The organism is Streptomyces sp. NPDC051963, assembly GCF_044593495.1.
Classification (GTDB): domain Bacteria; phylum Actinomycetota; class Actinomycetes; order Streptomycetales; family Streptomycetaceae; genus Streptomyces.
In genome coordinates, this window is the sequence record NZ_JBIUCC010000005.1 from 366,590 (window position 1) to 378,414 (window position 11,825).

The 11,825-nt window shown below is 70.8% G+C and carries 13 protein-coding genes; 4 read left to right on the plus strand and 9 right to left on the minus strand.

Annotation, left to right across the window (positions count from 1 at the left end):
* Positions 1-2 precede the first annotated feature (2 nt).
* Positions 3-1,529, plus strand: a complete 1,527-nt coding sequence (locus ACIHFB_RS22405; protein ID WP_400127692.1) for an NADase-type glycan-binding domain-containing protein — start codon at positions 3-5, stop codon at positions 1,527-1,529.
* A 33-nt stretch (positions 1,530-1,562) separates the two neighbouring features.
* Here the strand turns inward: ACIHFB_RS22405 and ACIHFB_RS22410 are convergent, their stop codons facing one another.
* The 6 genes from ACIHFB_RS22410 to ACIHFB_RS22435 all read right to left on the minus strand — a co-directional run bounded on the left by ACIHFB_RS22410 (position 1,563) and on the right by ACIHFB_RS22435 (position 7,208).
* Positions 1,563-2,267, minus strand: a complete 705-nt coding sequence (locus ACIHFB_RS22410; protein WP_365272221.1) for a DUF2637 domain-containing protein — start codon at positions 2,265-2,267, stop codon at positions 1,563-1,565.
* Positions 2,268-2,599: 332 nt separating this feature from the next.
* Positions 2,600-3,838: a cytochrome P450 gene (locus ACIHFB_RS22415; RefSeq protein WP_400127693.1), complete on the minus strand. Its 1,239-nt coding sequence runs from the start codon at positions 3,836-3,838 to the stop codon at positions 2,600-2,602.
* A 176-nt stretch (positions 3,839-4,014) separates the two neighbouring features.
* A complete protein-coding gene (locus ACIHFB_RS22420) occupies positions 4,015-5,103 on the minus strand; it encodes an ABC transporter ATP-binding protein (protein WP_400127694.1) in 1,089 nt (362 codons plus the stop codon).
* Positions 5,100-5,951: a molybdate ABC transporter permease subunit gene (modB, locus tag ACIHFB_RS22425; RefSeq protein WP_365272229.1), complete on the minus strand. Its 852-nt coding sequence runs from the start codon at positions 5,949-5,951 to the stop codon at positions 5,100-5,102. Before modB ends, ACIHFB_RS22420 begins: the two co-directional genes overlap by 4 nt.
* Positions 5,948-6,775: a molybdate ABC transporter substrate-binding protein gene (gene modA, locus ACIHFB_RS22430; protein WP_365273393.1), complete on the minus strand. Its 828-nt coding sequence runs from the start codon at positions 6,773-6,775 to the stop codon at positions 5,948-5,950. Before modA ends, modB begins: the two co-directional genes overlap by 4 nt.
* Positions 6,776-6,821: 46 nt before the next feature.
* A complete protein-coding gene (locus ACIHFB_RS22435; protein WP_365272232.1) occupies positions 6,822-7,208 on the minus strand; it encodes a TOBE domain-containing protein in 387 nt (128 codons plus the stop codon).
* A gap of 138 nt (positions 7,209-7,346) precedes the next feature.
* On the opposite strand from ACIHFB_RS22435, the gene ACIHFB_RS22440 reads away from it, so the two are divergent.
* From ACIHFB_RS22440 to ACIHFB_RS22450, 3 genes are all read left to right on the plus strand, one after another.
* On the plus strand, positions 7,347-7,874 hold the full coding sequence (locus ACIHFB_RS22440) for a molybdopterin-dependent oxidoreductase (RefSeq protein ID WP_365272235.1): 528 nt from the start codon (positions 7,347-7,349) through the stop codon (positions 7,872-7,874).
* Positions 7,831-8,766 (plus strand): LysR family transcriptional regulator, encoded by a 936-nt coding sequence (locus ACIHFB_RS22445; RefSeq protein ID WP_400127695.1) that lies wholly within the window; start codon positions 7,831-7,833, stop codon positions 8,764-8,766. The genes ACIHFB_RS22440 and ACIHFB_RS22445 overlap by 44 nt, the downstream gene beginning before the upstream one ends.
* Positions 8,767-8,871: 105 nt before the next feature.
* On the plus strand, positions 8,872-10,032 hold the full coding sequence (locus ACIHFB_RS22450) for an NAD-dependent formate dehydrogenase (RefSeq protein WP_365272240.1): 1,161 nt from the start codon (positions 8,872-8,874) through the stop codon (positions 10,030-10,032).
* Positions 10,033-10,048: 16 nt separating this feature from the next.
* Here the strand turns inward: ACIHFB_RS22450 and ACIHFB_RS22455 are convergent, their stop codons facing one another.
* From ACIHFB_RS22455 to ACIHFB_RS22465, 3 genes are all read right to left on the minus strand, one after another.
* Complete coding sequence (locus ACIHFB_RS22455) at positions 10,049-10,441, minus strand: helix-turn-helix transcriptional regulator (protein WP_365272243.1); 393 nt, start codon at positions 10,439-10,441, stop codon at positions 10,049-10,051.
* A 217-nt stretch (positions 10,442-10,658) separates the two neighbouring features.
* Complete coding sequence (locus tag ACIHFB_RS22460) at positions 10,659-10,880, minus strand: hypothetical protein (RefSeq protein ID WP_365272246.1); 222 nt, start codon at positions 10,878-10,880, stop codon at positions 10,659-10,661.
* Positions 10,881-10,987: 107 nt separating this feature from the next.
* A complete protein-coding gene (locus ACIHFB_RS22465; protein ID WP_400127696.1) occupies positions 10,988-11,809 on the minus strand; it encodes a hypothetical protein in 822 nt (273 codons plus the stop codon).
* Between the last annotated feature and the right edge of the window lie 16 nt (positions 11,810-11,825).

Below are 11,825 nucleotides of genomic sequence, written 5' to 3' on the forward strand. Positions count from 1 at the left end.
TCATGCGCGCGTGTCCCGCGTGCGGGGCGTCCAACGGCTCCACGGACGACTTCTGCGGCAACTGCGGCGCGTACTTGGGCTGGTCGGACTCCACACCGGCCCCGAGCACGCCCGCGCCCACGACACCGGAGCCGCCGGCCCCGACCACACCCCCGCCCCCGGCAGCGGAGCCCGGGTCCACTGAGCGCCCCCGCACCCCGTCGCTGCGCACCCGCCTGACCGGCCTCGGCCGCAGCGAGCCGAGGAGGCAGTCCACGGACTCACCCTCCGCCGACACCGACGACCCGGACGACCCCAACTCCCCGCCCCCGCCCCCGGCTCACGCCCCGACCCCCGGCGAGACGACCGCTGACTCCAGCGCCGAGACCACGGGCGTACCGACCGGCGACTCAACGACCGGCGACGCTGCGGCCGGGACCACCGGCGACTCCACAACGGGTGACGCCACGGGCGGGACCACCGGCGACTCCAACCACGCGTCCGCCCCTGGAACGGCAGCCACGACCGCCGCCGACGCCACCAGCGCGTCCACCGGCGACAACGCAGCCGCGCCACCCACCACGCCTCCCGCGCCGCCCAGCACACCCCCTGAGCGGCCGACCACGCCCCCCGCGTCCACACCCACCGCACCCCGAGCCCCCAGCACCCCACCCGTCCCGCCAGTCGCACCAGCTGCACCCACTCCCCCCACCCCAGAGATACCGCGCCCCCGATCCCCGATCACCCCCACCCCCGACGCATCGCCGCCGGAGGCGATCGTGCCGGTGCGGCCCGCGAAGGCGGTGGCCCCACGGCCCGTCGTGCGACCGGTGGAGGTGACGGACGAGGGGACGGGGTTCCCCTGTCCCGCGTGCGGTACGGCCAACCAGCCGGGGCGTCGGTTCTGTCGGCGGTGTGCGGCCGAGTTGAGGCCCGCCGCGAAGGCCGCCCCGCTGCCGTGGTGGCGGACGGTGTGGCCGTTCCGGCGCCGGGTGCGGGCGAGTTCGGGTGGGATGACGCGGTTCCTGGTGATCCTGCTCGTCGTGCTGGCGCTGTGCGCGGGCGGCTTCCTGCTGCTGCCGGCCGGACGCGCGCTGATCGAGGACACCCGGGACAAGCTGGGCAAGGCCAAGCCGATCACACCGATGGACATCGCGGCGAGCGCGTCGGTGCCGGGTCACCCGGCGAAGAACACCATGGACGGGCTGAGCAACCGCTACTGGGGCGCGCCCGGGCCGGGCGCCTCGGTGACGTACACCTTCAAGAAGCCGTTCCGGCTGGTCGACGTGATCATCACCAACGGCGCGTCCAAGGAGCCGCAGGAGTACGCCCTCCAGGCACGCGCGCTTCAGGTGGACCTGGAGGTGACGGCGGAGGACGGCACCACGCAGAAGAAGGAGCTCACCCTCAGCGACAAACCGGGCGACCAGACGATCGCCACCGGGTACAGCGATGTGCGGAAGGTACGTCTGGTGCTGCGCTCGGCCGTCGGTCTGACGCCCGGCCGTCATCTGGCCCTGGCGGAGGTGGAGTTCTTCCAGCGAAGCTGACTCGGCGTCGCCGGCTCGGCGTGGCCTGCTCGGCTACGGCCGTGTCTGCTTGGGCCCGTTCACGGTGTCGGCGGCATGCTTCGGTCCCCGGTTCGAGAACTGGCCGACGAGTTCACGGAAACACACCAGGGCGGTGATCGGTGGAATCCCGACGATCACCATCGCGAGAAGAGAATGCGGTGACTGGCCGATGCACAGCGCTACCGCCGTGCTGGAGGAGATCAGCATCACGGCCCAGGACCGCCGAGCGGTCCGGCGCTGAACGGATGCCCGCAAGATCGATAAACCCGCCACCAGCCACGGTCCGTACACCGTCAGCGGCCACCATTGCGCCAAGTTCTCGGACACCACCAGCAGTGCAATGGTGCGCAGTTGGTCGTACGAATAAGAAATGGACCAGTACAGCATCGTCACCGCGCACATGGTGATCATGGCCACCAGGATCGTGACCGTGACGACCCGCGGGTTTCTGGTGAAGAGCTGGACTCCCGGCCGGGGCCGCCTGCGATTCACCGGGCGGCGCGGGCGCCTGTGGCTGTCCAGCGGGGGCGGGACGGGGTCCACCACGCTGGGCGGCGTCGTGTTCAGCATCTGCGCCAGCTCTTGGTCCAGATCCCAGCCGCCCGACGAGATCATCGGGTCTGGGATATGCCACATGTGCTGGGCGTTGAGCGGCTGAGTGTCGTCAGGGCCCTGGTTGACCGCATACAGCAGGTTGTCGTCCTGAAGCCTGTCCATTGATCACTCCCTCCCGCGGCTCAGGACGCTTCATCCAGAGTGCGAGCCTCGGACTGGAGTGTGGATCGTGGTGGCGGTGTCAAGCCCGTCCAGCGTAGCCCGCAGATATTCACTTTTGATACTGCTGATCGCTTCGAGGAAGTCCTCAAACAGGTCCGAACAGTGCGGGTGAGCCTCTTCTGCATGCCTTTCCTCCCAAGTCACGTCCACCTAACGAGCATCCGAGGGAGCAAGGCATCGGGCATTCGGGGGAATATTGGCCTGCGGTGATTATTTTATGCATCGGATTAAGATGCCCAGCCGCTGAAATTCTGACCATGAATTACGCGGTACTACCAGGTCACCGGCAGTTCGTAGACGCCGTAGACGATGCCGTCGTCCTTGAACGGGATCTTGTCCAGGTCGGCGGCCGCGCGCAGGGTGGGGATGCGGCGGAAGAGTGTGCCGTAGACGATCTGGAGTTCCAGCCGGGCCAGTTGCTGGCCGAGGCACTGGTGGATGCCGAAGCCGAAGGCCATGTGGTGGCGGGCGTCCCGGTGGACGTCGAGCCGCTCGGGGTCGGGGAAGACGCCGGCCTCCCAGTTGCCGGTGGCGCCCGGGATGATGACGCCCTCGCCGGCCCGGACGAGCCGGCCGTCGATCTCCAGGTCCTCCAGGGCGAGGCGGCGCTGGCCGTTGTGGACGACGGTCAGATACCGCAGCATCTCCTCCGCCGCGCTCGCGAGGACCTTCGGGTCGTCGGTGTCACGGACGACGGCGAGCTGGTCGGGGTGTTCGAGGAACGCGAGGACGCCCAGGGCGATCATGTTGGCGCTGGTCTCGTGCCCGGCGCCGAGCAGCAGGACACCCAGCATGGTGGCTTCGTGGCGGGTGAGGTCACCGGCCCGCATCCGGGCGGCCAGCTCGGAGAGCAGGTCCTCGGCGGGGTCGGCGAGTTTCGCGTCGAGCTGGGCGTCGAGGTACTGAAAGAGCGCGCCGCTGGCGGCCCGTACCTCTTCGGCCGTCACATCGCGGCGGAGCCCCACCTTGCTGTTGCGCTGGAAGAAGTCGTGGTCGGCGTAGGGAACGCCGAGCAGTTCGCAGATCACCAGCGAGGGCAGCGGCAGCGCGAGCGCCTCCACCAGGTCGACCGGTTTCGGGCCCGCCAGCATGGTGTCGATGAGGTCGTCGGTCATCCGCTGGATGGCGGGCCGCATGGCCTCGATGCGCTTGTAGGCGAACGGGGCGGTGACCATCCGGCGGATGCGCGCATGGTCGGGGTCGTCCATGTTGAGGAAGGACGGCGGGGTCTTGGCGGCCGTCTCCCGGAACGCCTCGTTCAGATAGGGGAAGCCCGGGCGGGTGGTGTCGACGCTGAGGCGCCGGTCGCCGTAGAGGGCCTTCTGGTCGGCGTAGCGGGTGACGAGCCAGTGCGTGCTGCCGTCCCACAACCGCACCTTGGAGACCGGCTTCTCGGCGTGCAGTTTCAGCATCTGAGGCGGCGGTGCGAAGGGGCAGCCGGCCGCCCGGGGCATCGGAAAGCCGGGAACGGCCTCGTCCACCGTCTCGGTCTCGACCAGGGCGTCGGTCATGGCACTCCTCGGGGTGGGGGGAACGGAGTCGTGACCATGCAAACGCACCAACCTGACAAGTTCCGGTCGCCGGCCTGACGCGAGCCGGATTGGCCGGATCATGCGGTCCGCGGCATCGGTGGCGGCGACCGTGGTGAGGTCGGCGGGGTCCTCAGTGGTGGCGATACGTACGGATCTCAGACGGGGTAGGCATGCGTCTGCGTGGCCTTCACCGTCGCCCAGACCTCCGCGCCCGGGTGCAGGTCGAGTTCGGCGGCGGCGACCGTGGTGAGGTCGGCGGCCAGGGGGAGTTCGCCGGTGAGGTCGGCGCGGATCTGGTCGCCGTGGGTTTCCAGGCCCGCGACCTCGCAGTGCCAGAGGTTGCGGGCGCTGGCGCCCTGGGGGCGGTCGCGGTAGAGGGTGACGGCGCTCGGCGGGAACGCCACGAAGACCGGGCCGGCCAGGTCCTCGGTGGTGGTGATGGGCGGGCCCGCGTCGAGGCGGACGGTGTGGCCCTCGGCCTCGCCCCGGTAGAGGTTCAGCCCGACCAGCTGGGCGATGTAGTCGGTACGGGGGTGCCGGGCGATGTCCGACGGGGTGCCCTCCTGGACGACCTTGCCGTGCTCGACGACGACCAGCCGGTCGGCCAGCACCATGGCGTCCAGCGGGTCGTGTGTGACGAGCACGGCGACGGCCTCGAACTCGGCGAGGTGGCGGCGGAGTTGGGCGCGGACCTCCAGGCGGGTACGGGCGTCCAGTGCCGCCAGTGGTTCGTCGAGCAGCAGCAGGCGTGGGTTGGTGGCCAGCGCGCGGGCCAGGGCGACGCGCTGGGCCTGGCCGCCGGACAGCTTGCGGGGCTTGGCGCCGGCGTGCTCCGCGAGACCCAGCCGGCCGAGCCACTCGGCGGCCTGGGCCCGAGCCTCCGCCTTGGTCGCACCGTGACAGCGCGGTCCGAAGGCCACGTTGTCCAGGGCGGTCAGATGCGGGAACAGCAGATAGTCCTGGAAGACGACACCGACCGGGCGGGACTCGGGCGGCGTATCCTCCAGCGCCGCGCCGTCCAGCCGCAGCCGGCCGCCGCCGAGCGGTGTCAGGCCGGCGAGGGCGCGCAGGGCGGTGGTCTTGCCGGCGCCGTTCGGGCCGAGCAGGGCGACGACTTCACCGGGCGCGACGGTCAGAGCCACGTCGAGACGGAAGGCGCCGCGCTCCACGACGAGGTGGGCGTCGAGGCCCTCCTCGGAGAGGACGGCGCGGACTTCGTGGGCGGAGTCGTGGGGCTCGGTCATCCTGCTGTCATCCAACGGTCGCGCAGGCCGGCCAGCACCGCGATGGACACGGCCAGCAGGACCAGACTGAGGGCGATGGCCGCCTCCGGGTCGCTCTGGAGGGCCAGGTACACGGCCAGCGGCATGGTCTGGGTACGGCCCGGGAAGTTGCCGGCGAAGGTGATCGTCGCGCCGAACTCACCGAGCGCGCGGGCCCAGGCCAGGACGGCCCCCGCCGCGATGCCCGGCGCGATCAGCGGCAGCGTGACCCGGCGGAACGCGGTGAAGCGGGAGGCGCCGAGCGTGGCCGCCGCCTCCTCGAACCGCGGGTCGGCGGCCCGCAGGGTGCCCTCCACGCTGATGACGAGGAACGGCATCGCGACGAACGCCTCGGCGACCACGACCCCCGTCGTGGTGAACGGCAGCGTGATCCCGAACCAGGAGTCCAGCCACTTCCCGACGATGCCGTTGCGGCCGAGCGCCATCAGCAGCGCCACACCGCCGACCACCGGCGGCAGGACGAGCGGCAGGGTGACCAGGGCCCGGACGAGGCCGCGCCCGGGGAACTCGACCCGGGCCAGCAGCCAGGCCAACGGCACCCCGATGACCAGGCTCACTGCGGTGGCGGCGGTGGCGCAGACCAGGGACAGCTGGAGCGCCTGCCACACCTCGGTGCTGGTCAGCAGCTCGGGCAGACTGCGCCAGGGAGCCCGTACGAGCAGGGCGATCAGCGGCACGATCAGAAAGGCCAGGCCGATCAGTGCGGGCACCAGCAGAGGCAGCGGCGCGCCGCGGCCCCGGACGCGCCGACGCCGCGGCCCACCCAGGAGGGTGTCGGTCGCGGCGTCGGGCTTGTCGGTCGGGGTCACGGCTTGAGGAACCCGGCCTCGCTCAGGACCTGCTGGCCCTCGGCGGACTGCACGAGTGCGATGAACGCCTTGGCGGCGTCGGCGTTCTGCGCGTCCTTGAGCCGGACGATCGGGTAGTCGTTGATGGCGTCGGTCGACTCGGGGAAGTCCACGCCCTCCACCTTGTCACCCGCCGCGTGCACATCGGTCTTGTAGACGACGGCGGCGTCGGCCTCCTTCAGCTCGACCTTCGTCAGGGCGGCCTTGACGTCCTGCTCGTAGGAGACGGGGGTCAGCTTCAGCTTGCCGGCGTCCAGCGCCTTCTGGGCGGCGGCGCCACAGGGCACCTCCTTGTCGCACAGCACGACCTTCAGGCTCGGGTCGGTGAGGTCCTTCAGGGAGGAGATCTTGTCGGGGTTGCCCGGCAGAGTCGCGATCTCCAGCTGGTTGCGGACGAAGGTGGCGGGCGTGCCCGAGGCGTCGCCCGCGTCCGTCACGATCGCCATCGTCTTGGGGCTGGCGGACGCGAACACGTCCGCCGGGGCGCCGCCGGTGATGCTCGCGGCGAGCGAGTCGCTGCCGCCGAAGCTGAAGGTGACCTTCGTGCCCGGGTGCTCCTTCTCGAACTCCTTGCCCAGGGTCGTGAAGCTCTCCTTGAGGGAGGCGGCGGCGAACACGGTCACCGTGCCGGACAGCTGGTCCGACGAGGAGGCCGAGGCGGAGGAGTCCGACTTCGTCGACGAGGAGTCGTCGGACGACGAGCAGGCGCTCAGGGCGAGCAGGGCGGCGGCGCCTGCACCGGCCACTTGCAGGGTCCGGCGGGTCCGGCGCGCGGTACGGGTCATCACGGGTCCACTCCCTCTGGTCTCGCGAACGCTCGCGAGGACTCGTCTACGGTCTCTCGACGACCACGTTGGTCGACTTGACCACGGCAACCGCCGGAACACCGGGCTCCAGCTTCAGTTCCTCAGCCGACTCGCGGCTGACCAGCGCCACCACCCGGAACGGTCCGGCCTGGATCTCCACCTGCGCCGACACATCCCCGAGGATCACGTCGGTGACGATGCCGGAGAGGCGGTTGCGGGCCGAGGAGCCGGTGGACTCCCGTTCCGCACGGTGCATCCGCCGGGCGTAGGCCGCGAGGGCCGGCCCGGGGATGATCCGACGGCCCAGCTCATCGCGTTCGGCGGTGAGCCTCCCGCCGTCGACCAGCCGCCTCACGGTGTCGGCGCTGACCCCGAGTAATGCGGCCGCGTCCCCGATCCGGTAGGTGTGCATGCGCTGATGATACTGCCGCAGATGCGAGGGGAAAGTCTTCTGTCGCTTCGCATGAGCCGCAACTGAGATCGACGTGGATGGCATGTGCGTTTGTACGGGAGGCGAGTCCGGGTACGGTCATCCGGGAGGTGGTGGTCCGTGAGTCGATCCCGCACAGTCACCAGTACGGCCGCCGGTCCGGTGGCGGAACTCGTCCTCACCGGCGATCTGACCCGTCCGTCCCGGCTGACGGTGCCCGACCTGCTCGGCTGGCCGCAGCACCGGGCCGAGGTCAGCTTCGAGTGCGCCACCAGCGGCATTCAGCACCACCGCTTCACCGGCCCCCTGCTGCACGACGTCCTCGCTGACGCCCGCCCCGGCTTCGACCCCGTCCGCCGCAAGGACCGGCTGCGCTTCCTGATCGCGGTCTCCGGCACGGACGGCCACCACGCCCTGCTGTCCTGGGCGGAGATCGACCCCGACTTCGGCCGCGCCCCCGTCCTCCTCGCCGTCACCATCGACGACACCCCCCTGGACCGGGCCGGCCCTCAGCTCGTCCTGCCCCAGGACCGCTGCGGTGCCCGCCACATCAGCGGCATCAACGTGATACGCGTGGACGGGAGTTACGCCTGGGAGGCCACGCATGCAACTGCGCCAGCTGGAATACCTGGTCGCTCTCGCCCGTGAGCGGCACTTCGTCCGTGCGGCGGCTGCCTGCTATGTCTCGCAGCCCTCGCTGTCCGCGGCGATCCGCCGCCTGGAACACGAGCTGAACGTGCCGATCGTGCGGCGGGGGAGGCGGTACGAGGGACTGACCCCGGAGGGCGAGGTGGTCCTGGCGTGGGCGCATCGCATCCTCGCGGAGCGTGACGCCCTCCGTCAGGAGCTGTCCGCCCTGGGCGACGGCCTCGCGGGCACGCTCCGGCTCGGTGTGGTCCCCACCGCGCTGCCCGCCGCCTCCCTGCTGACGACACCGTTCTGCGACCGCCATCCGAGCGCCCGGGTGAGCATCGAGTCGCTGTCCTCGGCCGCCATCACCCACGGACTGGCCGAGTTCGAGCTGGACGCGGCGATGACGTATCTCGACGACGACTCCCTGCGCGGGGTGCGCCGACTGCCTCTCTACGAGGAGCGGTACATGCTGCTGACGCCGGTCGCCGGCCCTCTCGGTGACGCCACCACGGCGAGCTGGTCGAAGGCCGCCGCGCTTCCGCTGTGTCTGCTCAACTCCCGTATGCGCAACCGGCGCATCATCGACGAGTGCTTCGCGGCCGACGGCGCCACCGCTGCTCCCGCGATCGAGTCGGACACCGTGGCCGGCCTGTACGCGCACCTCCCGGGCGGCCGCTGGTCCAGCGTGATCTCGCACGCGTGGCTGCACATGTTCGGCGTACCGGAAGGGATGCGGGTCGTACCGCTGGAGGGGCCCGCGCACGGACCGAGGGTGGGTCTGGTGACCGGCCCCGACGATCCGCCCTCCGTCCTGGCCGGTGCGCTCCTGGCGGTGGCGCGGGAGGCGGGCGTACGAGAGGCGCTGGACGCGTTGCTGCGGACGTATCTCGAGGCCGGCCACCACTGATAGCCGTGCGCTATACGGGCATAGCGAAGTTCGCTTTGACCAGCGGAGTTTCCGGCGAGGATCGTGAAGTGCACCTTCCGTAACCGGAATTGAGGAGCCGCGACCATGGCAAAGGTGCTCTGCGTCCTGTACGACGACCCCACCGACGGATACCCGACCACGTACGCCCGTGACGACCTCCCCGCGATCGACCACTACCCCGGCGGCCAGACCACCCCGACCCCGTCCGCCGTCGACTTCACGCCGGGCCACCTCCTCGGCAGCGTCTCCGGCGAGCTGGGCCTGCGCCGCTTCCTGGAGGCCGCCGGGCACACGCTCGTCGTCACCTCGGACAAGGACGGCGACTCATCCGTCTTCGACCGGGAGCTGTCCGACGCGGACGTGGTGATCTCGCAGCCGTTCTGGCCGGCGTATCTGACGCCGGAGCGCCTCGACGCCGCGAAGAACCTCAAGCTGGCGATCACGGCCGGCATCGGCTCCGACCACGTCGACCTGGACGCGGCCATCGCGCACGGCGTGACGGTGGCGGAGGTGACGTACTGCAACAGCATCAGCGTCGCCGAGCACGTGGTGATGATGACGCTGTCGCTGGTCCGCAACTACCTGCCCTCCCACCAGGTGGTGCTGGACGGGGGCTGGAACATCGCGGACTGTGTGGCCCGCTCGTACGACGTCGAGGGCATGCACGTCGGAACGGTGGCCGCCGGACGCATCGGCCTCGCGGTCCTGCGCCGCCTCGCACCCTTCGACGTGAAGCTGCACTACACCGACCGCCACCGCCTGCCCGAGGACATCGAACGCGAGCTGGACCTGACCTTCCATCCGACGGCCGCCGACATGGTGCCGCACTGCGACGTCGTCACGATCAACGCGCCGCTGCACCCGGAGACCGAAGGGCTCTTCGGCGACAAGCTGCTGGGGGAGATGAAGCGCGGGGCGTATCTCATCAACACCGCACGGGCGAAGATCGCCGACCGGGACGCCGTCGACCGGGCCCTGCGCAGCGGCCGGCTGGCGGGCTACGCGGGCGACGTCTGGTACCCGCAGCCGGCCCCGCCCGACCACCCGTGGCGCACCATGCCGCACCACGGCATGACGCCGCACATCTCCGGCTCCTCCCTCTCCGCCCAGGCCCGCTACGCGGCCGGTACCCGCGAGATCCTCGAGTCCTGGCTGGCGGGCACCCCGATCCGTGACGAGTACCTGATCGTGGACGGCGGCGCACTGGCGGGAACGGGGGCGCATTCGTACTCGGTCACCAAGTGAGCCGGACAGGCCCCGCTCAGGCCCGGTCGATGTGCACGTTCGTCGACTTCACCCGGGCGGTGGCCTCCACCCCGACCTCCAGCCCCAGCTCCTCCACGGCCTCCCGTGTCAGCAGCGAGACCAGTCGGTGCGGGCCGGCCTGGATCTCCACCTGGGCCGCGACATCACCGAGCTTCACGGCCGTGACGATGCCGGGGAAGGCATTGCGGACCGAGGTGTACGACACGTCCTCCTCGCCGCCGCCCTTGGCCAGCTCCACGGAGAAGGCGGCCAGGTCCTTGCCGTCGATGAGGCGCCGCCCGCCCTCGTCCCGATGGGTGGCCACCCGGCCGGCGTCGGCCCAGCGCCGTGCGGTGTCGGGACTCACGCCGAGGAGTCGTGCGGCCTGGCCGATTGTGTAGGACTGCATGGGGTCAAGATAGGTCCCGGTGTGCCCGGGGCTATGCCGCACCCGTGCCGGAGACGTGTCCATGCGTGTCCTCGAACACGGAGGTCTCGTCATCCCCGAAGTCCGGGGCCTGGAAGGGGTCGGTCGTCGGCGGCGGCAACGCTGTGGCGACAGAGCGCGGTGCCCCTTCCAGGGCGGAGAACAGCGAGGTCAGATCGATGAGAGGGTCTTCCTTTCGTTACAGCTTGGTCATCTTGGAGTACGGGCTCAGGATCCGCTGCTGCGTCGAGCCGAAGTCCACGAGTGCCGCGACTCCGTCCTCGATGCCGACGACCCGGCCGAGACCGTAGATGTCGTGCGTGACCTGGTCGCCTACGGCAAAGTGCTTGAGAGCCGGTGCGACGGGGGCCTTGAAGGGGCTGGTAGGCAAGTGACGCTTAGGTGCGGCAGGCTTTGTCATTGCCCCCAGTATGCGCCAGCGGATGTCCCGTTGGCTGCGGCCGTCCACACTTCGATTGTTCGGCACTGACCGTGAGGGCACCATCACCGGTCGGTCGGCCCGGCAGGTTAGGCGTCGGGGAGTGACGCCGCGAGGTGTTCCCACGCCGCGTGGACGTCCTCCCCGACCATCCCGAACTGGGTGATGACCGCGACGCAGCGCCCGTCCTCGTCGTCGAGTTCCAGCGCCGAGGTCGGGCCGTGGGCGGCCGTGGAGCGGACGAGGTGGCAGGCCCGGACGCCGGCGAGGTCGATCTCCACCGAGCTCTCCGCGATCGCCGCGAACACCCGCCCACCGACGGTCCGGTCGGTGACGTGCACCCGGCCGCAGCACGCCTGCATGGCCGACGGGGCGAACACCGCGACGCCGACCGGCAGTCCGACGGAGCACACATGGTCGAGTACGGACGCTATGACGTCGACGTCGATCGGCCGGTGCTCGCCGAGGTAGCGGTCGAACGCCAGGCGCCGGGCCGCCCCGCCGTCCGCGAGGACCGCGTCGAGCTGCGCGAGCTGGTCGCCGTTCTCCCACGCGGGCACCTCGGGCGCCGGGGACGGACCGGCGACCGACGCCCCCGCCTCGACGGTACGGGCGAGCCCGACCAGCAGCCGGTCCCCCTCGGAGAGGAGCCGCCCCTGGTGCACGGTCCGGCCGTCCGCGTCGAACAGGTGCAGGGCGACAGCGCCGGTGCCCTCGTCCCGCGTCACCACGGCCGAGGCGACACCGTCACCGTCGATGCGCAGCGCGATCGAGCCCGGGTGGACGGCGAAGGCGTCGCCGCGCAGGCTCGGCACCGCGTAACTGCCGGCCTGGTCGATCCGGGCGACCGGCCCTCCGGTGACGGCCTGGACGTACTGGAAGAGCGTCAGGCACCGGGCCAGTTCGGGCATGCGCGAGTCGATCAAC